At 42.5% G+C, this 23,005-nt stretch carries 21 protein-coding genes; 16 read left to right on the top strand and 5 right to left on the bottom strand.

Annotated elements, in window-relative coordinates; all coding sequences use genetic code 11:
• Positions 1 to 41 precede the first annotated feature (41 nt).
• The 9 genes from ACRHOZ_RS11380 (at position 42) to tsaB (ending at position 10,237) form a co-directional block, all read left to right on the top strand.
• Positions 42 to 1,286, top strand: coding sequence for an ABC transporter permease (locus ACRHOZ_RS11380; RefSeq protein WP_431125710.1), 1,245 nt, complete (start codon positions 42 to 44; stop codon positions 1,284 to 1,286).
• A 17-nt stretch (positions 1,287 to 1,303) separates the two neighbouring features.
• A complete protein-coding gene (locus tag ACRHOZ_RS11375; RefSeq protein ID WP_431125708.1) occupies positions 1,304 to 2,563 on the top strand; it encodes an ABC transporter permease in 1,260 nt (419 codons plus the stop codon).
• Between the two features lie 37 nt (positions 2,564 to 2,600).
• Positions 2,601 to 3,713 (top strand): efflux RND transporter periplasmic adaptor subunit, encoded by a 1,113-nt coding sequence (locus ACRHOZ_RS11370; RefSeq protein WP_431125706.1) that lies wholly within the window; start codon positions 2,601 to 2,603, stop codon positions 3,711 to 3,713.
• Positions 3,714 to 3,810: 97 nt separating this feature from the next.
• Positions 3,811 to 4,512, top strand: a complete 702-nt coding sequence (locus ACRHOZ_RS11365) for an ABC transporter ATP-binding protein (RefSeq protein WP_431125704.1) — start codon at positions 3,811 to 3,813, stop codon at positions 4,510 to 4,512.
• Positions 4,505 to 5,734, top strand: coding sequence for an ABC transporter permease (locus ACRHOZ_RS11360; RefSeq protein WP_431125702.1), 1,230 nt, complete (start codon positions 4,505 to 4,507; stop codon positions 5,732 to 5,734). Before ACRHOZ_RS11365 ends, ACRHOZ_RS11360 begins: the two co-directional genes overlap by 8 nt.
• Positions 5,735 to 5,792: 58 nt before the next feature.
• Positions 5,793 to 6,992, top strand: coding sequence for an ABC transporter permease (locus ACRHOZ_RS11355; RefSeq protein ID WP_431125700.1), 1,200 nt, complete (start codon positions 5,793 to 5,795; stop codon positions 6,990 to 6,992).
• 45 nt (positions 6,993 to 7,037) lie between these two features.
• Entirely contained in the window at positions 7,038 to 8,153 is a 1,116-nt protein-coding gene (locus ACRHOZ_RS11350) for an efflux RND transporter periplasmic adaptor subunit (RefSeq protein WP_431125698.1), read from the top strand.
• 40 nt (positions 8,154 to 8,193) lie between these two features.
• Complete coding sequence (locus tag ACRHOZ_RS11345) at positions 8,194 to 9,543, top strand: TolC family protein (protein ID WP_431125696.1); 1,350 nt, start codon at positions 8,194 to 8,196, stop codon at positions 9,541 to 9,543.
• A gap of 16 nt (positions 9,544 to 9,559) precedes the next feature.
• Positions 9,560 to 10,237, top strand: coding sequence for a tRNA (adenosine(37)-N6)-threonylcarbamoyltransferase complex dimerization subunit type 1 TsaB (tsaB, locus tag ACRHOZ_RS11340; RefSeq protein WP_431125694.1), 678 nt, complete (start codon positions 9,560 to 9,562; stop codon positions 10,235 to 10,237).
• Here tsaB and ACRHOZ_RS11335 read toward each other — a convergent pair.
• The 4 genes from ACRHOZ_RS11335 to ACRHOZ_RS11320 all read right to left on the bottom strand — a co-directional run bounded on the left by ACRHOZ_RS11335 (position 10,234) and on the right by ACRHOZ_RS11320 (position 14,419).
• Entirely contained in the window at positions 10,234 to 11,055 is an 822-nt protein-coding gene (locus ACRHOZ_RS11335) for a mechanosensitive ion channel family protein (protein WP_431125692.1), read from the bottom strand. The genes tsaB and ACRHOZ_RS11335 overlap by 4 nt on opposite strands.
• A gap of 25 nt (positions 11,056 to 11,080) precedes the next feature.
• Positions 11,081 to 13,189 (bottom strand): thioredoxin domain-containing protein, encoded by a 2,109-nt coding sequence (locus tag ACRHOZ_RS11330; RefSeq protein WP_431125690.1) that lies wholly within the window; start codon positions 13,187 to 13,189, stop codon positions 11,081 to 11,083.
• Positions 13,190 to 13,251: 62 nt separating this feature from the next.
• The gene (locus ACRHOZ_RS11325; protein WP_136466086.1) at positions 13,252 to 13,452 is read right to left on the bottom strand and encodes a dodecin family protein; all 201 of its coding nucleotides are present in this window, start codon (positions 13,450 to 13,452) and stop codon (positions 13,252 to 13,254) included.
• 70 nt (positions 13,453 to 13,522) lie between these two features.
• A complete protein-coding gene (locus tag ACRHOZ_RS11320) occupies positions 13,523 to 14,419 on the bottom strand; it encodes a NifU family protein (RefSeq protein ID WP_431125688.1) in 897 nt (298 codons plus the stop codon).
• 124 nt (positions 14,420 to 14,543) lie between these two features.
• Here ACRHOZ_RS11320 and ACRHOZ_RS11315 point away from each other — a divergent pair, with 124 nt between their 5' ends.
• The gene (locus ACRHOZ_RS11315) at positions 14,544 to 15,539 is read left to right on the top strand and encodes a PorP/SprF family type IX secretion system membrane protein (protein ID WP_431125686.1); all 996 of its coding nucleotides are present in this window, start codon (positions 14,544 to 14,546) and stop codon (positions 15,537 to 15,539) included.
• Between the two features lie 51 nt (positions 15,540 to 15,590).
• Here the strand turns inward: ACRHOZ_RS11315 and ACRHOZ_RS11310 are convergent, their stop codons facing one another.
• A complete protein-coding gene (locus ACRHOZ_RS11310; RefSeq protein WP_431125684.1) occupies positions 15,591 to 16,760 on the bottom strand; it encodes a vWA domain-containing protein in 1,170 nt (389 codons plus the stop codon).
• 230 nt (positions 16,761 to 16,990) lie between these two features.
• Between ACRHOZ_RS11310 and ACRHOZ_RS11305 the strand changes: the two genes are divergently transcribed.
• The 6 genes from ACRHOZ_RS11305 to ACRHOZ_RS11280 all read left to right on the top strand — a co-directional run.
• Positions 16,991 to 17,806, top strand: coding sequence for a hypothetical protein (locus ACRHOZ_RS11305; RefSeq protein WP_431125682.1), 816 nt, complete (start codon positions 16,991 to 16,993; stop codon positions 17,804 to 17,806).
• 78 nt (positions 17,807 to 17,884) lie between these two features.
• Positions 17,885 to 20,053, top strand: a complete 2,169-nt coding sequence (locus tag ACRHOZ_RS11300; RefSeq protein WP_431125680.1) for a tetratricopeptide repeat-containing sensor histidine kinase — start codon at positions 17,885 to 17,887, stop codon at positions 20,051 to 20,053.
• Positions 20,053 to 20,784, top strand: coding sequence for a LytR/AlgR family response regulator transcription factor (locus ACRHOZ_RS11295; protein WP_431125678.1), 732 nt, complete (start codon positions 20,053 to 20,055; stop codon positions 20,782 to 20,784). Before ACRHOZ_RS11300 ends, ACRHOZ_RS11295 begins: the two co-directional genes overlap by 1 nt.
• Before the next feature lie 13 nt (positions 20,785 to 20,797).
• Positions 20,798 to 21,316, top strand: coding sequence for a gamma carbonic anhydrase family protein (locus tag ACRHOZ_RS11290; RefSeq protein WP_431125676.1), 519 nt, complete (start codon positions 20,798 to 20,800; stop codon positions 21,314 to 21,316).
• A 115-nt stretch (positions 21,317 to 21,431) separates the two neighbouring features.
• The gene (gene fabD, locus ACRHOZ_RS11285; protein WP_431125674.1) at positions 21,432 to 22,313 is read left to right on the top strand and encodes an ACP S-malonyltransferase; all 882 of its coding nucleotides are present in this window, start codon (positions 21,432 to 21,434) and stop codon (positions 22,311 to 22,313) included.
• Between the two features lie 155 nt (positions 22,314 to 22,468).
• A partial coding sequence (locus ACRHOZ_RS11280) for a hypothetical protein (protein WP_431125672.1) occupies positions 22,469 to 23,005 on the top strand: 537 nt, incomplete at its 3' end.

The following is a 23,005-nucleotide window of genomic DNA, read 5'->3' as shown; positions in this document are numbered from 1 at the left end:
ATACGTTTACGTATTTCATCAATCATCAAACACCAACCATCATGTTCGACATTGAAAGGTGGCAAGAAATATTTGACACCATACGGAAGAACAAACTGCGTACTTTTTTGACCGGGCTTTCCGTAGCCTCCGGTATATTTATTCTTGTCATATTATTAGGTTTTGGCCAAGGGATGCAGAATGGTATTGAACACGAGTTCAAACAGGATGCAACCACCAGCGTATGGGCTTGGCCCGAGGCGACTTCAAAAGCCTACAAAGGACTCAACCCGGGAAGGGTTATCCGCTTCAAAAATGCGGATTATGAAACCGCTGGAAGAATGTTCAAAGAGGATATTGAATATGAATCCCCGCGTGTTTTTGTGCGCAACGTCAACATCAACTACGGAAGCGAATCCTTGGTCTATGGCATTCAAGGGGTATCTTCCGAATTTCAGTTTATAGAAGGTTTTTCCACTATAGAAGGGCGGTTTATCAACTACAAGGACGAAGTGTCCCTGGGCAAGGTGGCCGTTATAGGAAAGAAAATTCGGGGCGATGTATTCAAAGATGTGGATACACCCGTAGGAGAGCGAATCGAAATTGCCGGAATCCAATTTACCATTATAGGAGTCTTTAAAGAACAAAATGAGAGGGAAGAAGAGCGCATTTACATACCTCTTACTACGGGCCAAAGGGTGTTTAATGGGGATGATAAATTAAACACGCTCTCCTACACTTTACCTCCAGTAGAAAATTTTGACCAAGCCGTAGCCCAAGCTGTTGCATTTAAGGATAACCTCAGAAAGTTTTTGAAAGAGGAGCATCTGGTAGCTCCTGAAGATGAATCGGGAGTGAGGGTTTGGAGTGCCATGGAGGAGGCCAAGCGCTACTACGGTATAACCAACAATATGAAACTGTTTTTCTGGTTTGTGGGCGTTTGCACCATTATTGCCGGAGTGGTTGGGGTTAGCAATATTATGCTGATTGTGGTCAAGGAACGTACCCGTGAAATTGGAATTCGGAAAGCTTTGGGAGCCAAACCTTGGTCCATTGTGGGCATGATTTTACATGAATCCATTTTTGTTACCGCAATTTCCGGTTTTTCAGGTTTGATTTTTAGCATGTTGATACTGGAATTTTTGGGACCCCATGTCCAAATTGAATATGTAAAGAATCCGTCTGTGAATTTTACGGTGGCATTTTCTACGGTTATGGTGCTCATTTTTGCCGGAGCTCTTGCCGGACTTGTACCAGCACTGCGCGCTGCTAGGGTTCAAGTGATAGAATCGTTACGGGATGAATAAACTTAAAACCAAATACCATGTTCAACCGAGATAGATGGCGGGAAATTTTGGAAGTGCTCACGAGTAATGTGGGCCGAACCATTCTTACAGCTTTTGGGGTGTGTTGGGGTATTTTCATCCTAATTGTGCTATTGGCTGCGGGGAAGGGCTTTGAAAATGGCATTCGGGCCGATTTTGGAGACATTGCCACCAACACCATGTTCATGTGGACCCGCAGAACCACAAAACCTTATGAAGGCCTTCCCAAGGATCGAAGTTTTGAATTCAAGGTAAGTGATGTGCAGGCCATTTGGGACAATGTGCCCAACCTTCGGTTTGTCTCCCCAAGAAATCAATTGGGTGGCTTTCGTGGGGGTGGAAATGTCATCAGGGGCATTCGGATTGGTGCCTACAATGTGTATGGAGACTATCCGGAAATCATCAACCAAGATCCCATGACCGTTACTTCGGGACGATTTGTTAACCATAATGACATCAGGGAGAAAAGAAAGGTGGCGGTTATTGGGCAAGGAGTTAAATCCGAGCTCTATGAAAAAGGTGAGGAAGTCCTGGGAAGTTATATTAAAATACAGGGAGTCAATTTTATGGTCATTGGCACCTATAAAAAGAAAAACAACGACGGGGATGGGGAAGAGGCCCAAAAGGAAATATATGTACCCTTTACCGCTTTTGCACAGGCCTTTAATCGAGGTGAAGATGTAGGCTGGATGGCTATAACCGCCCACGATGGAAGTTCCATTTCCCGTTTAAAGGAAGATATTATCAAGGTGATGAAGGAGCGCCATAAGGTGCATCCTGAGGATAACCGGGCCATTGGCCATTTTGATTTATACGAGCAGTTCAATAGGGTAGAGAGTCTATTTGTGGGATTAAAGGCCATTGCTTATCTAGTAGGTATTATGGTATTGCTCTCTGGGATCATTGGTGTGAGCAATATTATGCTCATTGTGGTGAAGGAACGCACCAAGGAAATTGGGATTCGCAGGGCATTGGGAGAGCAACCTTGGTCCATTAAAAAACAGATTTTGATGGAGTCCATTTTCCTAACCATTATTTCAGGAATGGCGGGCATTGTATTTGGGTCACTGGTCATTTATGGAATCAATTCACTTTTGGACAGTGTAGGGCCTGTGGATATGTTTATCAATCCCAGTGTAAGCGTTGGGGTGGTAAGCGGCGCGCTGGTCATTCTCATGGTATCTGGACTTTTGGCTGGATTCATCCCCGCTAATAGTGCCATCAAAGTGAGACCCATTGAAGCACTTCGAACAGATTAGAATAAAATGAATCAATCAAATAACTATAGGAATTAAAATGAAAAAGTCAGTAACCATCATCATCTTGTTGCTCATCGTTGTGGTATTCGGTGGCTCCATGTATTACTTGTATCAAAAAAATTCTGAGGATCCCGTAGTCTATGAGACGGAAAAGCCCTCCAAACAAAATATCGTTAAAAAAGCTGTGGCCACTGGAAGTATCCTTCCTTTGGAAGAAGTACTGATCAAACCCAATATCTCTGGAGTCATCGAAGAGATTTATGTGGAAGGGGGCGATTACGTTAAATCGGGCGACCTTTTGGCAAAAATCAAGGTTGTTCCCAATTTAAATGCACTTAACGATGCCCGAAATGCCATTGATGAGTCCAAAATCAATTTGGATGATCAAAAAAGAAATTACGAAAGACAATTGTCCCTGTTCAATAAAGGGGTGATATCCAAGGCCGATTTGGAACGCGCCCAAGTAACCTATGATCAGGCCAAACAAGCTTATGGCGCGGCAAATAAACGCTATGATATTGTGAAAACAGGAACCACTAGGGGATTGAGCAATGCGGCCAACACCTTGATTCGTTCCACAGTGAGTGGAATGGTCTTGGAAGTTCCCGTGGAAGTGGGGAACCAGGTGATTGAAAGCAACAATTTTAATGAGGGTACAACCATTGCCGCTGTCGCAGATGTGGAAAAAATGATTTTTGAGGGGAAAGTGGACGAATCCGAAGTGGGAAAAATTACGGAAGACTTACCCTTGGAAATTACTGTTGGAGCCATAGAGAATCAGGTTTTTGATGCTGTTTTGGATTACATCGCACCCAAAGGAAAAGAGGAGAATGGTGCCATTCAATTTGAAATCAAGGGAACACTCAAGAAAAGGGATTCCGTATTTATTAGGGCTGGCTTGAGTGCCAATGCCTCCATTATTTTGGCTCGTGCGGATAGTGTTTTGGCGCTGAAGGAAGCTTTGGTGCAGTTTGATATGGAAACCAAGGAACCCTATGTGGAAATAGAAACTTCAGAACAACAATTTGAGCGCAAGGATGTAGAGTTGGGTATTAGCGACGGCATTTTTGTAGAAGTGAAGTCTGGCCTCAATTCCGATGACAAAGTGAAAATATGGAACGCTGTTGAGGAGGAAGAATCTGCCAATTAATCATTTAACAAAAAATTTCAAATAATCTTGTAACATTTTAACAACTTGTAAGTCATATTACAGGAGTTAAAATGCCAGATAGCTAATAGCACCAATCATGATAGAAATCAAGGACCTTCACAAATCCTATAGAATGGGAAGCAATTCCCTTCATGTACTCAAAGGAATCAATTTTAAGGCAGAATCAGGAGAACTGGTGGCCATTATGGGGTCCTCAGGGTCAGGTAAATCTACCTTATTGAATATTTTGGGAATGTTGGATGTGGCCGATTCAGGGGAGTATACATTGGATAATGTTCCGATCAAGGATTTAAGTGAGACCAAAGCGGCCCAATACAGGAATAAGTTCTTGGGATTCATCTTCCAATCGTTTAACCTGATCAATTATAAGTCGGCATTGGAAAATGTGGCCTTGCCCTTGTATTATCAAAAAGTGGGAAGGAAAGAACGACAGGAAAAAGCCATGAGCTATTTGGAAAAAGTGGGTCTTAAAGAATGGGCAAGCCATTTACCAAGCGAACTTTCAGGTGGACAAAAGCAAAGGGTCGCCATTGCCAGAGCCATGGCTGCTGAACCCAAGGTACTGTTGGCAGATGAGCCTACGGGAGCCTTGGACAGTACCACTTCCTACGAGGTTATGGACCTCATCCAAAAAATCAATGACGAAGGGAATACCATTTTGGTGGTGACACACGAAGAAGATATTGCACATATGTGTAAGCGAATTGTACACCTTAAGGACGGTGTTATAGTAGAAGACAAGAAAATAGAGCAGGTAAGAGCACAACAATATGTTTGATCGGGATATTTGGCAAGAGATCTTTCACACCCTCAAGAACAACAAACTCAGAACGTTCTTGACCGGTTTTTCTGTGGGATGGGCCATCTTTATTTTGGTGATGCTGTTGGCTTCCGTAAATGGAATGCAGAACGGCTTTACCAGCCAATTTAACGATGATGCCACCAACTCCATTTTTATTAGACCCGGTACTACCGCCCAAGCTTATGGAGGTTTTGAGGCAGGAAGAAGGATTCAGCTGAAAAATGACGATTACCAATATATAAAGGAGAGCTTTCCCAAAGACGTTGAATATATCAGTACCCGTTATTTTACAAATACAACGGCTCGCTATAAAAGTGAGACAGGGAACTACTCCGTGCAAGCCGTACACCCAGACCATCAGATCATAGAAAAGACGTTGATCATGAAGGGGAGGTTCTTTAATAACGCCGATGTAGTCAATAGGGCCAAAGTTGCAGTAATTGGAAGAAAAGTAGCCGAAGATTTATTTAAGGATGAAGATCCCTTAGGTCAATTTGTCGAATTCAACGGACTACCTTTTAGAGTTGTTGGGGTCTTTACAGATGACGGTGATGACAATGCGGAGCGAGGTATTTATGCCCCAATAACAACATACCAAAGAATTTTTGGGGATACCAATGACATCCACCAAATTGTGTTGACCTACAACCCAACCTATGATCTCACCAAGGCCTTGGAATTTTCCGATCGTTTGGAGGATTTGATGAAAAGAAGGCATAAAGTGGCTCCAGAGGATCAGGCTGGAATCAATGTTTGGAACTATGCGGAAGCCTTTGATGACATCAGTAGTTTTTCTGCGGTTTTAAGTGCGATAAGTATAGGTGTGGGCTTTCTAATATTGATTGCTGGAATTGTGGGCATCGGAAACATTATGGTCTTTACCATTAAGGAACGAACCAAGGAGATTGGGGTTCGAAAAGCATTGGGGGCACAGCCCAAGCAAATAATTAATTTGGTGCTTTTGGAATCCACATTTATAACAGCCTTATCCGGTTTTATTGGCCTGGGATTTGCGTGGATCATTTTATCCTTGATAGGACCTACAATTAATACCCCAGCCTTTACCAATCCAAATGTTAGCTTGTCAACAGTGATTACAGCAACCATTATTCTAATTGTTGCAGGGGTGTTGGCGGGATTGATTCCAGCAGTAAAAGCTGCCAATGTAAAACCAATAGTGGCCTTAAGCGATAAGTAATATGTGGTTATTCGATAGAGATTTATGGATTGAAGTTTTCCACACCCTTGGAAAGAATATGTTTCGCACATTCTTGACCATGTTGGGGGTCATCTTTGCCATGATCATTTTGATGCTGCTTTTGGGATCTTCCAATGGAATGACTAACGGATTCGACAAAATTTTTGCAGGTACGGCGTCCAACAGTCTTTTTGTTTGGGGACAGTCTACCTCAGAACCTTATAAGGGTTTTGAAAGAGGTCGAAGGATTCGCTATAAAATAGAGGATGCGGAAATTCTTAAAAGGGAAATTCCTGAAATTGAGGTTTTGGCACCAAGGATTGAGTTGGGAAGCCACAGGAGTGTGGTCACCGTATATAGAAATGGCCAAACCAGCGGATCCTCTGTGTATGGAGATTACCCAGAAATCGATAATATCACCAAAAAGAGGTTGGTTGAAGGACGATTTTTGAACCAAACAGACATTGACAATTCCAAAAAAGTCTGTGTAATTGGGGAGGAAACCTATAAACTTTTGTTTGAGAAAGGTGAAGATGCAATTGGCGAGGATATCAGGATCAACGGAGTGTTTTTCTCCGTGGTGGGTATCTACAAGCCCAACAACAATATTAATATAGATGGGGAAAATGCCGTGTTTATCCCATTTACAACCTTTCAAAAAGCCTTTAATTCTGGAGATCGGATGGGTTGGATGGCCATAGCTGTGGAACCCAACACCAAGGTTCCAGTAGTGGAGAGCAGGATCAAGGATATTCTCAAAAACAAATACGATATACATCCCGATGACGAGAGGGCCATTGGAAGCTTTGACATGTCGGAAATATTCAACAACATTTCTTCCTTTACCATGGTACTCAGAGGGTTTTCCTACTTCGTAGGATTACTCACTTTACTAGCTGGGGTGATTGCCATTAGTAACATCCTATTGATTACCGTAAAGGAACGCACCAAGGAAATTGGAGTGCGAAGAGCTTTGGGTGCAACCCCGAGATTGGTGCTACGGCAAATCTTGATGGAAGCGGTAGTGTTGACTTCCTTTGCTGGATTGGTTGGATTTGCCATTTCTGTCGGAATTTTGGCAATCCTGGATTCACTCTGGGGCAGTGGGGAGGATTTTCCCTTTGTCAAGCCCATGGTGAGTATTGGACAGTTTAGTTTCTCCTTCTTTTGGATGGTGTTCCTAAGCCTGTTGATTGGGTTGATACCGGCGATTAAAGCTATTAAAGTGCGTCCCATTGAAGCCTTGCGGGAAGAATAAGTTGAAATTGAAAAAATAATTTAGATAACGATCAAATAAGTAGTAATGAACAAATACGTAAAATACGGGTTAATCACGATTGTATCGGTCGGAATTTTAGGTGCTGTGGTTTATTTCCTTAAACAAAATAGTACTCCAACCCAGATTTATGAGACAGAATCCTTGGAACGCAAAGACATTGTAAACAAAGTTATTGTTACGGGTAAGGTTATTCCAGAAGATGAAATCAACATTAAGCCGCAGATTTCTGGGATTATTGACAAAATTTATTTGGAAGAAGGTGTTGAGGTCAAGGCTGGGGATTTGATCGCGGTCATCAAAGTGGTGCCCAATGAGCAATCCCTGAACCAAGCAGCGGGACGGGTAAGAAATGCAGAGTTGGCTTTGAACAATGCCAAAATCGAATTTGATCGGAACAAAGCTCTTTTTGACAAAGGGGTGATTTCGAGCCAAGATTTCAACAATCAAAAGTTGACTTATGATCAGGCGGTGCAGGAACTTACCAATTCCCGAGCCGATTATCAGATCATCAGAATAGGTTCTGCTGGTGGATCATCCAGCGCCAATACCAACATCAGAGCTACGGTATCTGGAACCATTTTGGAAATCCCTGTGGAAGAAGGAGATCAGGTCATCCAAAGTAATAACTTCAATGATGGAACCACCATTGCCACTATTGCGGACATGACCAAAATGATCTTTGAAGGGGAAGTGGATGAGGCCGAGGTAGGCAAACTTAGCGTGGGAATGCCCTTGGAAATTAGCTTGGGTGCCTTGGAAAAGAACAAATTTGATGCAGAACTTAAGTTTATTGCTCCGAAAGGTGTGGAGGAAGAAGGTGCCGTGCAGTTTAAAATAGAAGGCGATTTGGTGGTCAATGACAGTACTTATGTAAGAGCTGGATACAGTGCCAATGCCTCCATTGTTTTGGAAGAAAAGAAGGATGTTCTGGCCATCAAGGAAGCATTGTTGCAATTTGACAAGGAAACAGAAAAGCCCTATGTGGAAATAGAAGTGAGTGAGAATGAATTTGAGCGAAAGGAGTTGGAGTTGGGTGTTAGTGATGGCATTGATGTAGAAGTGGTTTCCGGAATCGAGGAAGGAGACAAAATAAAGGTTTGGAACAAATTGGAGAAGAAGAGCGATGAGGATGATTCCTAGAGTGGGCCAAACAATAATCAATCAAAAAATCAAAAAACGAATGAAATTTAAGATCACAGTGATCATGGCACTATTTGCCATGCTCGCCACCAACGCTCAAATGAAAAAGTGGACCCTGCAGGAATGTGTGACATTTGCTGTGGAGAACAACTTGACCATTGAACAGTTTGAATTGGACTTGGAAAGTGCCAAAATTGATAAGTCGGATGCCATTGGAAACATGCTTCCCAATTTAAATGGGTCGTCCACAATCTCAAGTAACACAGGTTTTTCCATTAATCCAACAAATAACCTGCCCACCAACAGTACAGCTTTCAACGTAAACGGATCATTGAGTTCCAATGTAACCCTGTTTGACGGCTTGCGTAATATGCGCCAATTGGAAAGGGCCAAATTAAACGCTATTGCCAGTCAGTATAGGTTGGACGATTTGAAAGACGATATTCGCTTAAATGTGGCCAACGCGTATTTGCAGGTAATTTCCAATAAAGAACAGTTAAAGACCTTCAGGGCCCAATATGCAGTTACCGAACAGGATTTGAAACGAACCGAGGAGTTGGTGGAATCCGGGGTGGTGCCTAGAGGGGATTTGTTGGAAATTGAGGCCACCGCTGCCAATCAAGAGCAGCAAATTGTAAATGGGGAGAGTCTGGTGTTGATTGCCAGAATCAATTTGGCGCAATTGCTTCAAATTACCGATTACGAAAATTTTGATATAGCTGATGAAGAGTTTAATATTCCACCTTCGGACATTTTGAACAACTCTGCCAAAGTCATTTTTGACAAAGCTTTGGGTTTTAGAAACGACATCAAGTTCTCGGAGTCCAACGTAAAACTTGCAGAAGAGGATTTAAAAATATCAAAGGGAGCCTATTACCCTACACTGTCGGCATTTTTCCAATATGGAACCAGATATTCTGACGTAACCCAAATTCCCGATCAGAATGGGGTGCCTTTTACGCCAAGTTTCACTGATCAGTTGTGGATTTTTGATGGGGTTTCCTATGGTGCCCAATTGAATGTTCCCATTTTTAATGGTTGGAGTACTCGAAACAATGTAAAACGTTCCCAAATCAATCTGGAAAAGGCCAAATTGCAATTCGAGCAGGATAAGTTGGATTTGGAAACCAACATCCAGCAAGCCTATGTGGACGTTACCACCTTTTTTAAAGCTTACGAAGCTGCTGAAAAAACCTTGGAAGCCCGAAGATTGGCCTATGATTATGCCAAGGAACGTTTTAATGTGGGATTGATGAATGCATTTGATTTTAGTCAAGCGCAATCCAGGGTGGACAATGCGGAAGCGGATGTAATTCGTACCAAATACGACTATATCTTTAGATTGAAAATTTTGGAGTTCTACTTTGGTATTCCCATTTCCCTAAACTAGTATCTTTGTGGCCGCTATGGCCATAATACTCAATTTAGAAACAGCAACGACCAATTGTTCTGTAAGCATTTCCAAAGGAAAGGAAATCCTGTGCTTAAAAGAGAATAATGCAATAAACTATTCCCATTCAGAGCAGTTGCACGTATTTATAAAAGAAGCCTTGATAGAGGCTTCTTTGTCTTTTTCAGACTTGGATGCAATTGCCGTGAGCAAGGGCCCGGGTTCGTACACCGGGCTTCGGATTGGGGTATCCGCAGCCAAAGGGCTCTGTTTTTCGCTGGATATTCCCCTGATTTCCATTCCAACACTTCAGGGTATGGCCTTACAAGTGAAGCTCAATGCAGGCGAGCTTGCCATTCCTGTTTTGGATGCCAGGCGCATGGAAGTGTACTCCGCTGTTTTTGATGATCAAGGAGAAGAAGTCCGTGAAACAAGGGCAGAAGTAGTGGATGACCAAACTTTTAGCGAGTTTACCGACTTCAAAAAAGTGCATCTGGTTGGGAGCGGAGCAGAAAAATGCAAAGAGGTACTTACACATTCCAATTTTCAATTTCATCCCAAAGTGGTTCCATCATCAAAGGAAATGGCCGAATTGGCTTACGCCAAATTTCAGACCAAGGACTTTGAGGATGTGGCCTACTTTGAGCCCTATTACCTCAAGGATTTTGTATTGCAAACCAAGAAAAAAGCCTAATCGGCGTCGTGAACCACTCTTTGTGGGAATGGAATTTCTATTCCCGCCTGGTCAAAACGAAGTTTGGTTTCCTCAATGACATAAAAATGTGCTGGCCAGAATACATCGTTGTTTGCCCAAAAACGCAATGTAAGGTCAACGGAACTATCCCCAAGGTTTCCCACATACACTTCAGGAACGGGGTCGGTCAAAATATCTGGGTTATCCGCACAGATTTGCAATAAAATTTCCTTGGCTTTTTTAATATCGGAGCCGTATCCAATACCCACATCAAATTTATCACGCCGAGTATTTTCCATATTGTAGTTTACGATGCTACCGTTGGACAACTGTCCGTTGGGTATGATGGCCACCTGATTGCCAAAGGTGTTGAGTTTGGTACTAAAGATGCTGATTTGTTTTACACTACCTTCCTGTCCTTGGGCGGAAATCCAATCCCCAACTTTAAAGGGTTTGAAAACCAAAATCAGCACCCCGCCAGCAAAGTTGGCCAACGAACCTTGTAGCGCAAGACCAATGGCCAATCCCGCGGCACCGACCATGGCCACCAAAGAAGATGATTTGACCCCCAATTGGGTGACCACAACTACAAAAAGCAGCACTTTTAGGGCTATACTTATAAAACTCTGAAGAAAGCTTTCGAGGGTGGGGTCATAGTCTTTCCGTTCAAAAAATCGGTGTACCATCTTGTTGATCAACCGAACGATCCAAAATCCAACAAAAAATATAACAACCGCCAATAGCAGATTGGGCATAAAACCCCAAAACCATTCTATGGCATGCTCTAAATGTTGCTCAAAATCCCTGAGTTGTTTCATAGCCTAAAAACGGATAATAAATTTATTAGTTGTTCATCAATGCTACAGCCTTATCTGCTGTTTGCACCGGAAGCTTGCAAGTACCTTCAATACAGACATACACAAAGGTTTCTCCCTCAGCATATCTATTGGTCAATAGTTCTACCGGGCCATCTTTGGCTGATCCCACCAAAATACTATTGGGAATATAGGTTTTGCTGATTTCCTTCCCAAGGGCTTTGTAGTTTTCACCAACCACGGCAATCTCGTAGAAATTCTGATTCTCAAAAAGCACCAAGTTCATCCAATTGGCATATCCCTGCGCACTTTCCACAAAATCGTCCTGTACATTTTTAAGCATTTGTTTGGCCATGTCCCCATAGCCTTCATCTGGATATAGCTTGTGGAATTTTAGAAGATTTTTTGCCATGATGGAATTGGATGAGGAAATTTCCTTGTCAACGGTCTCAATAGATCGTCTGATAAGGGAGGTGTCCGCATCGGAAGTATAAAAGAACATCCCCGATTTTGGGTCTAAAAAGTGAACTTTGGCATATTCCACCAACTTTTTGGAGTGATTCAACCATTTTTCGTCAAAAGTTACCTCGTATAGCGATAAAAAAGCTTCGCTGATAATGGCATAGTCTTCCAAAAATGCATCAATGTCACTTTTACCATCCTTATGGTTTCTAAATAGGGAATAATCATCTTTGATCATTTCCTTCTCCAGAAATTCGGCATTTTTCAGTGCCATATCCAAGTATTCCTGGTTCCCCAAGTACCGATGTGCGTCTATCAATCCGCTTAGCATAAGGCCGTTCCATGAGGTGAGGATTTTATCATCCAATCGGGGTTTGGATCGCTTGGCACGTTTCTTTTTCAGGATTTGTTGGGTATTCTGTATTTTTTGCTTTAGCTCATCCACAGAAATGTTGTGCTTCTCAGCTATTTCGGCATCCTCTTTATCCCGAATCAGCACATAATTACCGTGTTCCCAAAGTCCATAGGAGTTGATGTTGTAATAATCCTTGAAAACCTCAAAATCCGCTCCAAGGAGTTGACTTAGTTGTTCTTTGGTCCAAACATAGTAGGCACCTTCCTCCAATTCACCATTTTCGTCCAAACTGTCCGCATCCAAAGAAGAGTAGAATCCGCCATTTTCATCCAATAGTTCCTCTTGCACAAAGGCAATGGTTCTTTCAACAACGTCTCGATACAGCTCATTTTTCGTCACCGCATAAGCACGGGAATATAAGCTGGTCAAGGGGCCATTGTCATAAAGCATTTTTTCAAAATGTGGAACGTGCCATTTGGTATCCACGGCGTATCTGGAAAAGCCGCCACCAACATGATCAAAAACCCCACCAAAGGCAATACGCCTTAAGGTAACATCCACCTGCTCCATGAGTTCAGGTTTGTTGTTGGTCTCTGCATAGTGCATCAAAAAATCCCAATTGTTGGGCATCATGAACTTTGGAGCCCGTTTATAGCCTCCCAAAAAGTTGTCAAAGTGCTTGGCCCAATTCTCCACAGATACATCCAGTTGCTCCATGGTAAATAAACCGGAATCGGGTTTATGCTCCACCAAATTAATGGCGTTGATTCCGTTGGATAGGTCAGTTGCATACTTGACTATCCTGGATTTATCATTTTGGTATAGATCGATAAGCTGTTGAAGGGATTTTATCCAATTGTCCTTGGGCACATATGTGGCTCCCCAAAAGGGTCTACCGTCCGGTAGGGCAACAATGTTGAGGGGCCATCCGCCGTTTCCGGACATCATGGTGATGGCGTCCATGTAAATTTGGTCCACATCGGGTCTTTCCTCCCGATCAATTTTTATGTTGATGAAATTTTCGTTCATCATTTGGGCCACCTCCTCATCTTCAAAACACTCCTTTTCCATAACATGGCACCAGTGGCACGATGAATAGCCAATACTGATGAGTAAGGGTTTATCCTCCTTTTTGGCCCTTTCCAGCACTTCGGGCCGCCAAGCTTCCCAATTCACCGGATTATGCGCATGTTGAAGCAGATAGGGACTGGTTTCATTGATTAAGGCATTGGTGTGTTTATGGGTCACTTTACTGGTTTTTTGTGTGCAGCCCTGGTTCAGTGAAATTATCACCGATAAAAGGATAATTCTTTTGATCATAACAATTCTTTTGGACATAAAAAAAGCGCCCATAAAGGGCGCATTGTTTTCTTGCCCTTTGATTATTTTACCTCAAAGGTAATCTTTACATTGACTCTGTATTCATCAATTTTGCCATCTTTAACGGAAGCGCTTTGCTCGTTAATGTAAACAGAACGTATGTTTTTTACCGACTTTGATGCCTGATCCAGCGCATTTTTTGCCGCTTGTTCCCAACTTTCATCCGAGTTGGCCAATACTTCGATTACTTTTAATACTGCCATAATAGTTAATGATTTTAAATTTATTCAATTTAACAAAAATTGACCACACCTTTGGCAGGGGAGCTTGAAATCAACCGTTGATCGCGACCACTTCGTTTACCTTATCACCCATCATGTTTTTTAGCATGGTTTCAATACCGTTCTTAAGGGTGAATGTGGATGATGGACAACCACTACAAGCGCCTTGGAGGATAACGTTGACCGTTTTACTGTCAGCTTCATAGGATTGGAACAGGATATTGCCCCCATCACTGGCAACTGCTGGCTTTACGTACTCGTCCAAAATGTCAATAATTTGTTTGGAAGTGTCATCGTAAGCCGTTTGTGCTTGGTTTTGACTTGCGCTTTCTTTGGATTTTTGAATACTTTCCGCGGAAATAACTTCCTTGCCATTGGCCAAAAAATCCCGGATAAATTCCCGTACTTCCATGGTCACGGTATCCCATTCAGCGATGTCAAATTTGGTAACGGAAACATAGTTTTCATCCAAAAATACCTCCTTGACAAAGGGAAAGTGAAAAAGTTCTTGTGCAAGTGGACTGTCCTTGGCTTCGTCTATGTTTTTGAACTCGTAAGTTGCGGGTACTATTTTTTTATTGGAAACAAACTTCATTACTCCCGGGTTCGGTGTTACCTCGGCATACACGGTAATGGGCTGTTTCTTTTGCACTTCCTCCTCAAGAATCACAGGCTGGCCGTCGTTTAGATATTCCACCAATTGTTGGGCCACTTCGTCCTTGACATCTTCCCATTCCACAATATCAAATCGCTCTAGGGCAATGAAATTTCCGGATATATATACTGTCTTAATAAACGGAAGGTAGAAAAGTTGTTGAGCCAAAGGCGAATTCTTTGCCTCGTCTATGTTTTTGAGCTCATAATTGCCTTTTGCAAGGAACTGATTAGCCTCAAATTTTATGATTTTTGGGTTGTTGGTGGGTACAACCGTGATGTTATATTCCTTCATAGCCAAAATTTGTACAAAAATACCAAAGTAAAGATGAGGGGCAAAATATATAATAATGTATGCCGGAGGGCGTTATTTAAATGTTTGATTACCTTTAAACCCCAACTATAGCCCCAAACACAGCATGAGACGCTATGTAACCTCACTAATCGTTGCCCTAACCATAGGGCTTTCTGCTAAGGCCCAGGAGGGCATTCCCGTTTACTTTGATTATCTGGCGGACAACTACTATTTGGTGTATCCCTCAATGGCTGGTATAGCAGAAGGAACCAAAATAAGGCTAACTGCAAGAAAACAATGGTTTAACGTGGATGAGGCACCCAGTTTGCAGACCTTGAACTTTAATTCAAGGGTAGGGGATCGTAGCGGAATTGGTGCTATTTTGTTCAATGACAGCAATGGTTATCACTCCCAAACAGGATTTAAGGGAACATTTGCCCAACATCTACAGTTGGGAGGGGATTTTAGGACTTTGAACCAGATTTCGTTGGGACTTAGTGCTGGGGTTATTTTAAGCAGTTTGGACGAAACCGAGTTTCGTTCCATAATTCCTGATCCGGTGGTTACCGGAACCAAGAACACTGTTAGTTATTTCAATGTTGATTTGGGAGCTTCTTATAACTATATGGAATTCTATGCGCACTTTGCTATCTTAAATGTTTTGGGTAGTGGTCGGGATCTATATAGTGTTGAAGAATTTGATAACCTCCGAAGATATTTAATTTCCGCAGGATATATTTTTGGGAGAAAAACGAGGATTGAACCTTCCATTTTGTTCCAGCTAACAGATTTTACCCGCGAAAAGACTGTGGATATCAACGCCAAAGTGTATAAAGATGTGAGTTTTGGTACCGTATGGGCAGGACTATCCTATAGGCGAAGTTTTGATGGAGCTCAATTCCAGACCAATGGCGGATTTGGAGAGCAACGTTTGCAGTTGTTCACGCCCATTGTGGGGGTAAACTGGAACCAATTTTTGTTCTCTTATAACTATTCTTACCAATCTGGGGACATTCGTTTTGACAATGGTGGATTTCATCAAATTACCTTGGGCTACGAATTTGGACAGAATGATCAAAGCAAACGATACGATTGTTATTGTCCCGCTGCCAATAACTAAAAAATGGCCCATCGGTTAGGATGGACCATCTTAACTACAATCAACACAAAACTAATCCCACTTGTAGTTTTTCTTGGCTGCCTGGTTTTTAATGGCCGATAACAGCGCATTTTCCAACTCTCCGGTCTCCTCCTTTTGGTTTTTGGCAATATAGGCCTCGCGCTTTATGTTCAAATCCTGAATTTGCTTCTGGATCTTTTCACGCTCCTCTTTTTTTCCTTCCACATATTCCTTGATTTCCTTCTCTGATTTGCCCTGAAGTTCCTTGGGCAGGTCTTCCACAGCTATTGCGGAAACTTCCATCTCATCCTCTTCAATGGCATCTACCAAATCCCATTTGGAGTTTTTATAAAGTCTGGAGCTTTTACTTACAGATCGTTTTACGGCCACGCCCTTGTTCATTTCATTAGCCCTCATATCTTGCGCCGCCTGTGCAGCTTCCTTTTGGGCACCAAGGTATCCGTAAGAAACATAGGTTTTGTTGAGCTTGGAATTGAGTTGAATAATGACATCGTCATAGGGAGTTTCAATATGGACTACTTGCCTGTTATGATCAATGGCCATATACTCACCGCCGGTCAAGGTGGCGCCATTTTTCCATTCCGTGGAGATACCTTGTTCGTAGTTGCCACAAAAGATGGTGTTTACAATAACATCGTTTTCCTTGGCATTATCGGCGGCATCCCTATAATTCAACTTCCCTTGGGTAAAGGGCTCGTTCCCCGCAATGAATATCATTTTAAGGTCGTCGGCATTTTTGCCCCATTCCAATTGCTTTAATGAGGTTTGAATTACTTCTCCACAGAATTCTTCCCCACCATTGGTGGTAAGGGAGAACAGTTTTTCAGAGATTTCGTCCAAGTCTTCGCTGAATCCCAGCACTTGACGGATATAGCCTTCGCTCGAAGCCAAGTTATCATTGCCGTACTCATAAAGTGCAATTTGAAGTAATGGGCGGGTCTCGTTTCCGCAACGGGCATGGGTAAATTCGTTTACAATGTCCCAAAGTTGTGCCTTTGCCTGGTTAATAAGTCCGTCCATACTGTTACTGGTATCCAATAACAGGGCTATTTTCACATATTGCTTTGCCGGCTTTTCGGCTATCGTTGTGGTAACCAAAGAGGCAGTTTCCGGTTGATGTGCCTTAAGATTGCAACCATATAGTGTTCCAGTTGCCATAGTCATAAGGGCTATTCCAAATAGGTGTTTCAAATGTTTCATAGTTCAATGTTTTTAAATCTGCCCTAAAACTATTTCCAACTTTTTTGAATTAAAATCCATAATGAGTAAACAGGTCATTTTGGTGAGGGAGCAGGGTAAACCATTTTGTGACATGGAAAAAAAGGCTGAAAAATGCTATGTTTTCGGGGAAACACCATTTTTTAAAAAGCTCGGTATGAAGTAAGTTTACGAAAGTTTGTATCAATCAAACGAGTATAAAATCTACAAAAATGAAAATTGAAAAATACAACCAAAGACTGCTAGCCATTTTGGGAACTGTAGGGGTGATTTTCTTAATAATTGCACTTATTGCCTTTGTGTCTATGTGGGCTTTAGAGCTGGGACGGTATTCGGATGACGACATTAATACTGGCATTTTATCGCAAGAAAAGATTGAGCAGTTACAGCAGGAAAACAAACGGGAGCAGGTAATCTCCTATGAAACCCCACGATTAATTGACACCTTAAATTCGGTTTACATTATTCCTGTCTCGCACAAAACCCTGGGCGAACCTGAGGATATTGATGAATCCCTCAACGCTTTGTCTTCCGAAGTGATGCTTGAAAAAGTGGACTTGCGGTACACCAATTATTTTTATGGAGCCTTCAACAATTTAATAATATATAAACCCGCTCTGAATGAGTTTAAAAAACTATTTAATAAAAGAGTGAACTTTAACGAAATCCAAACTGAGTATTTTGAAGACGATGTCCTGCTCTTTTTGAGTGTTTCTGAAAAAGATACCTTCAAAGATGGTGTAATCAACCTAAAGGACTACAAAACACTTTATATTTATTCTATGGGCAGTGGAGAACTAAAAAAAGTTGCTATCGAAGGAACGGATGTTTTCCATTTTAAAGTTCTGAATACGGGCAAGGACATAGCTATTCGTTTTGGGATTGATAAAAACAAAGACGGAAAATACGAGGAACGCAATGAGCCCACCATTATAAAAAAATATGATTTTGAAACTGGCAAGTTGGTAGATATTGTTGATGAAAAAGTAGATGCTGAGTTGCAAAGAACCTTGGAGGGAACAAAATAAACACCGCTGACTAGTAACGGCATGTTAAAGGGAATGGTAAAATCAAAAATTATAGTATTTCTCTGTAGTCTGTTTACAATGGTTGCCTTTTCGCAACAGCAGAACGGACGCAAATGGGTAGAAATCAAAGGCTCTGTAAAGGGCAAGGAGAACTATGAGCCCATTTCTGGTGTGGACGTGTCCACGGATTCGGGGTATTATACCACAACCAACAGTCTTGGAGAGTTCAGAATCAGGGCGGCTATTGGTGATCTCCTCATTTTTGAAAGCGGGGAGTTTGAAACTGCAAGGCATCGGATTACCTCCGACGAGGATGTGGACGTATTGGTGGAAGGCTATACTCCTTCAAGAAGTAGTAAGAGGGAAAAAAAGTCAAGCTCAATTTCCAGAAAAGTGGAAGATCATCAGCGTTTTTTGGATTCTGCCAACCAATATAAAAGAACCGATCTGGAAAAGAGTATCGACTTCATTGCACAATCCATTTCCCAATTGGGTAAACGGGGAAACAAAACAGAACTCTCCAATTCGTTGACGGCGCTGGGCGAGATTTATTTATATCACCAGCAATACGATTTGGCCATAAGTAGTTTCCAGGATGCCCTTGCGGCGAGAAGGACTGTAAAAACAGAGTTGCTTTTGGGCCGGGCCCATATTTTAAATGGGGAATTTGGGAATGGCGAGTCCATGCTGGCACCACTGGTAGATGTCAATGGTCTGGTGCCCTATCAACGAATTGAAATTTACGAAGGACTGGGAGATGCCAATAAAGGCTTGGGAGATGTCCAAAAAGCATTGGAATTCTATCAAGAAGGACTTCAAATTGCCGAAAAAAATCAGATTTCCCCTAAGGTAATCGATTTAAATTCCAAGATTGCAGACGCCTATGCCAGGGATAACAGACTTGTTGAGGCCGAAGGGTTTTTTGCCAACTCCCTGAATCTCTCCAAAAAAGTGGCTCCAGAACGCCAAATCCAGGAAAATGAAAAAGTGGCGGATTTCTATAACGAGAAAAACCGTTATGAGGATGAGATTCAATTGCGCAAGCAGAGTTTGAATGAGCTACAGCAACTTCCCAGTGTTTCCGTTAATAAAGATAATTCCTCTGCCGGACTGCCGGATTCCATCACTTCCCAACAAATAAATTATAAGATTGGTCGTGCGTACATAGCCCAGGATAAGCTGGATGAGGCTATCCCTTATCTACAAAAGAGTATCGTGGAGGCTGATAGTGAGGACGATTTGGTAGTGCAAAAGGACGCGACCAGAAGATTGTCCGAAGCATATCGGTATAAGGGTGATTTTGCCAAAGCCCTGGAGACCTATCAAGATTATGTTGCGGTCGTGGATAGTTTGTATGCAAGAAAAGAGCAGGAGATTTCAAGGGCGGCCCGATTGAACCGGGAAATAGCCACTAAACAAAACCGTATTTCAAGCCTGGAGCAAGAAAGGGAATTGTCGCAAAGCAAGTATAGCCTGGCCCTAACAGAGCAGCAATTGTTTGAGGAAGCCAGTAAAAGACAGACATGGATTATTTACTCCCTGATTTTTGGAATGGTGTTGATGGCCTTGACCGCATTTCTGTTCTATAGAAACAATCAGCAGCAAAAATTGGCCAACAATCTGTTGGCACTGAAGTCGCTTCGAACCCAAATGAACCCCCATTTTATCTTCAATGCGCTCAATTCGGTGAACAATTTTATTGCCAAAAGCGATGAACGGAGTGCCAACCGCTTCTTAAGCGATTTTTCTGTGCTTATGCGGAGTGTTTTGGAAAATTCCGAAGAGGATTTTATTCCCTTGCCCAAGGAACTGGAACTTTTGGAACTCTATGTAAAATTGGAGCACTCCCGTTTTTCGGACAAGTTTGATTTTTCCATCGAAATTGATGATAAAATTGATGTAGAGGCTTTTGAGATTCCGCCAATGCTCTTACAGCCCTATATTGAAAATGCTATTTGGCATGGACTTCGATATAAAGAGGAAAAGGGCTTTTTGAAAATTAAGGTAAGTGAAGTAACCAAGGATAAGTTGAAAATTGTGATTGAGGATGATGGGATTGGAAGAAAGAGATCGGCTGCGTTGAAAACCGAAAATCAAAAGAAGCAGAAGTCCAAGGGAATGGGGAACATTAAAAAACGAATTCAAATTCTAAACGATATGTATAAGAACAAGGTGGAGGTTTCCATAGCGGATTTGAAGGAGGATCAAACGGGAACAAGGGTTACCTTAAATCTAAGAAAGGATTGATGGATTTGACAGCAATTTTAGTAGAGGATGAGGCCAATAGCAGGGAGATTCTGCGAAATTATCTGGGGAAGTATTGCCAAGGAGTGAAACTTTTAGGGGAAGCTTCCAATATTGATGAAGGGCTGGAGCTTATTAAGAAAAATGAGCCTGACATGGTCTTTTTGGATGTGGAAATGCCATTTGGAAATGCCTTTGATTTATTGGACAAGCTACCTGACAGAACTTTTGAGACTGTTTTTGTTACGGCATACAACCATTACGCCATGGATGCCCTGAACAGCCATGCAGCTTATTATTTAATGAAGCCTATCAATATTGACGAATTGATTAAGGCCGTTGATTACGTAAAAGAGGTCAAGGAAAAGGAAAGTGCTTTGGACGGACGGGTACTTAGTGCTGGATCTATTAAGGCGGAGGGAAAAATTACCTTGCCCCAACAAGATGGGTTTCAAGTATTGGAAGTTGGTGATATCTATTTTTGTAAGGCTGATGACAACTATACGGAAATCTATCTGGAGCATAAGAAGATATTAGTGAGCAAAACCCTTAAATATTTTGAGGATGCCCTCAGTTCCTATGCCTTTGCCCGAATTCATAAATCCTATTTGGTCAACGTGGCCGAAGTGGTTAAGTACAAAAAAGGAAAAGGGGGGAGTGTAGTGTTGTCAAATGGAAAGGAATTGTCGGTTTCGGCGTCTAAAAAGGCTACATTGCTCTCTTATTTTAAATAAGAATCAAAGAATTATGATTGTAAAATCAGTAAGGGGTAAAACCCCTGTATTTGGTGATGATTGCTTTATTGCTGAAAATGCCACTATTGTTGGTGAGGTAACCATGGGAGACCAGTGCAGTATTTGGTTTAATGCAGTGGTTAGGGGCGATGTAAACTACATAAAAATGGGGGACAAGGTCAATGTGCAGGATGGGGCTGTGATTCATGGGACCTATCAAAAAGCAGCAACTACCATTGGAAACAACGTTTCCATAGGTCATAATGCGCTAGTTCATGGCTGCACCATTAAGGACAATGTGCTGGTTGGTATGGGTAGCATAATAATGGATAATTGTGTTGTGGAAAGCAATTCCATAATAGCAGCAGGTGCAGTGGTTACCCAGGGGACCCATGTGGAGGCAGGAAGCATATATGCAGGAATGCCGGCAAAGAAAATTAAGGATATAAGTCCTGAACTCAGCTCTGGAGAGATTGATCGTATTGCCAACGCTTATGTTACGTACTCGGGTTGGTTCAAAGAAAGTGATTAAGGTATCAATCATCTAGCACCCTTGGCCCTTTGCTCGCTACCCACAACTCCTCGTCAAAAATGCGCTGTAACATTTCAAAATATCCCTATTTTAGCAGAATCAAAACCAGACTATAATGAAAGCACATATATTTCCCGGACAAGGCGCCCAATTTGTTGGAATGGGGCTGGATCTTTATGAAAACCACTCCTTGGCACAAGAATTATTTGAACAAGCCAACGATATTTTAGGGTTCTCCATCACGGATATAATGTTTGAAGGTACAGCAGATGACCTGAAGCAAACCAAAGTTACCCAACCAGCAATTTTTTTACATTCAGTAATACTTAGTAAGGTGTTGGGTGATGTGTTTAAACCCGAAATGGTTGCAGGCCACTCTTTGGGGGAGTTTTCCGCCTTGGTTGCCAATGGAACCCTAAATTTTGAGGATGGACTCAAATTGGTTAGCCAGCGTGCCTTGGCCATGCAAAAAGCCTGTGAGCTAAAACCTAGCACTATGGCGGCTGTTTTAAGCTTGGCGGATGAGGTAGTGGAAGAAATATGCGATAGCATTGATGGTATTGTTGTACCCGCAAATTATAATTGTCCTGGACAGCTTGTTATCTCAGGTGACGTGGAAGCTGTTAATGAGGCTTGCGAAAAGATGAAAGAGGCAGGAGCAAGAAGGGCATTGTTGCTTCCTGTTGGGGGTGCTTTCCATTCCCCATTGATGGAGCCGGCAAGGGAAGAATTGGCAGCAGCAATAGATGCTACCAATTTTAATGAACCAAATTGCCCCATCTACCAAAATGTTCCTACTACTGCCGTTACCAGTGCCTCTGAAATAAAAAACAATCTAATGTTGCAGCTCACTGCCCCGGTCAAATGGACGCAGAGTATTCAACAAATGATCAAGGATGGGGGAAATACTTTTGTAGAAGTTGGTCCAGGCAAAGTATTACAAGGTTTGGTAAAGAAAATTGATTCAGGGGTTGAGACTTCATCTGCAGTCCTCTAGTATACTATTTATCTACGAATTACTACAGTTCAGCCAATAAACCTAGATTTAATCCACAATTTTGGGGGCTTCCTTTATTTTTTAGTAATATTGGTTCTTCCCAAATAACCTACCTATTGTGGCATAAAAACCCAGCTTATAATCTTGAATAGGTAATGTTAACCTTCTTAGAAAAAACCTCACGGAGCACTAATTCCTTTCTTGTTGGAAGAAAAAACTTGTTATTAGTAATTTTTCTTTTAGCTGTTGGTGCTGGTCATGGCCAAATTGCCACGATAACGGCGACGGACGGCACGGCGACCGAGGCCGGCACGACCACGGGCGAATATACGGTCAGCCTTGACGTTGCGAACACCAGCGGCGGTGCGATAACGGTCGATTACACGGTCAGCGGGGACGCGACCTCAGGCAGCGACTTTGTAGCGCTCACGGGCAGTGTCGACATAGCGAACCTGGCCAGCAGCGCGACGATACTTTTGACCCCTATAGACGACGGCGACGTTGAGGCGGACGAGACGGTGACGGTGACCCTTGACGCGGGCACGGGCTATACTGTCGGGACCCCCAGCAGTGCCGACGTTACGATAGAGAGCGACGATGTGGCCCCCGACCCCGTTGCCACGATAACGGCGACGGACGGCACGGCGACCGAGGCCGGCACGACCACGGGCGAATATACGGTCAGCCTTGAC

Source organism: Flagellimonas flava (assembly GCF_050617915.1).
In the GTDB taxonomy this organism is placed as follows: Bacteria; Bacteroidota; Bacteroidia; order Flavobacteriales; family Flavobacteriaceae; genus Flagellimonas; species Flagellimonas flava_A.
This window is presented reverse-complemented; position numbering and strand designations above follow the sequence as displayed.

What these genes read in the sequence shown, in the direction of transcription:
- ACRHOZ_RS11370 (WP_431125706.1), top strand. Translation starts at nt 2,601, where the DNA reads ATGAAAAAGTCAGTAACCATCATCATCTTGTTGCTCATCGTTGTGGTA.
- ACRHOZ_RS11310 (WP_431125684.1), bottom strand. Translation starts at nt 16,760, where the DNA reads ATGAAACATTTGAAACACCTATTTGGAATAGCCCTTATGACTATGGCA.
- tsaB (WP_431125694.1), top strand. Translation starts at nt 9,560, where the DNA reads ATGGCCATAATACTCAATTTAGAAACAGCAACGACCAATTGTTCTGTA.
- ACRHOZ_RS11315 (WP_431125686.1), top strand. Translation starts at nt 14,544, where the DNA reads ATGAGACGCTATGTAACCTCACTAATCGTTGCCCTAACCATAGGGCTT.
- ACRHOZ_RS11350 (WP_431125698.1), top strand. Translation starts at nt 7,038, where the DNA reads ATGAACAAATACGTAAAATACGGGTTAATCACGATTGTATCGGTCGGA.
- ACRHOZ_RS11375 (WP_431125708.1), top strand. Translation starts at nt 1,304, where the DNA reads ATGTTCAACCGAGATAGATGGCGGGAAATTTTGGAAGTGCTCACGAGT.
- ACRHOZ_RS11355 (WP_431125700.1), top strand. Translation starts at nt 5,793, where the DNA reads ATGTTTCGCACATTCTTGACCATGTTGGGGGTCATCTTTGCCATGATC.
- ACRHOZ_RS11295 (WP_431125678.1), top strand. Translation starts at nt 20,053, where the DNA reads ATGGATTTGACAGCAATTTTAGTAGAGGATGAGGCCAATAGCAGGGAG.
- ACRHOZ_RS11290 (WP_431125676.1), top strand. Translation starts at nt 20,798, where the DNA reads ATGATTGTAAAATCAGTAAGGGGTAAAACCCCTGTATTTGGTGATGAT.
- ACRHOZ_RS11300 (WP_431125680.1), top strand. Translation starts at nt 17,885, where the DNA reads ATGGTTGCCTTTTCGCAACAGCAGAACGGACGCAAATGGGTAGAAATC.
- ACRHOZ_RS11365 (WP_431125704.1), top strand. Translation starts at nt 3,811, where the DNA reads ATGATAGAAATCAAGGACCTTCACAAATCCTATAGAATGGGAAGCAAT.
- ACRHOZ_RS11360 (WP_431125702.1), top strand. Translation starts at nt 4,505, where the DNA reads ATGTTTGATCGGGATATTTGGCAAGAGATCTTTCACACCCTCAAGAAC.
- ACRHOZ_RS11320 (WP_431125688.1), bottom strand. Translation starts at nt 14,419, where the DNA reads ATGAAGGAATATAACATCACGGTTGTACCCACCAACAACCCAAAAATC.
- ACRHOZ_RS11325 (WP_136466086.1), bottom strand. Translation starts at nt 13,452, where the DNA reads ATGGCAGTATTAAAAGTAATCGAAGTATTGGCCAACTCGGATGAAAGT.
- ACRHOZ_RS11345 (WP_431125696.1), top strand. Translation starts at nt 8,194, where the DNA reads ATGAAATTTAAGATCACAGTGATCATGGCACTATTTGCCATGCTCGCC.
- ACRHOZ_RS11380 (WP_431125710.1), top strand. Translation starts at nt 42, where the DNA reads ATGTTCGACATTGAAAGGTGGCAAGAAATATTTGACACCATACGGAAG.
- ACRHOZ_RS11305 (WP_431125682.1), top strand. Translation starts at nt 16,991, where the DNA reads ATGAAAATTGAAAAATACAACCAAAGACTGCTAGCCATTTTGGGAACT.
- fabD (WP_431125674.1), top strand. Translation starts at nt 21,432, where the DNA reads ATGAAAGCACATATATTTCCCGGACAAGGCGCCCAATTTGTTGGAATG.
- ACRHOZ_RS11335 (WP_431125692.1), bottom strand. Translation starts at nt 11,055, where the DNA reads ATGAAACAACTCAGGGATTTTGAGCAACATTTAGAGCATGCCATAGAA.
- ACRHOZ_RS11330 (WP_431125690.1), bottom strand. Translation starts at nt 13,189, where the DNA reads ATGATCAAAAGAATTATCCTTTTATCGGTGATAATTTCACTGAACCAG.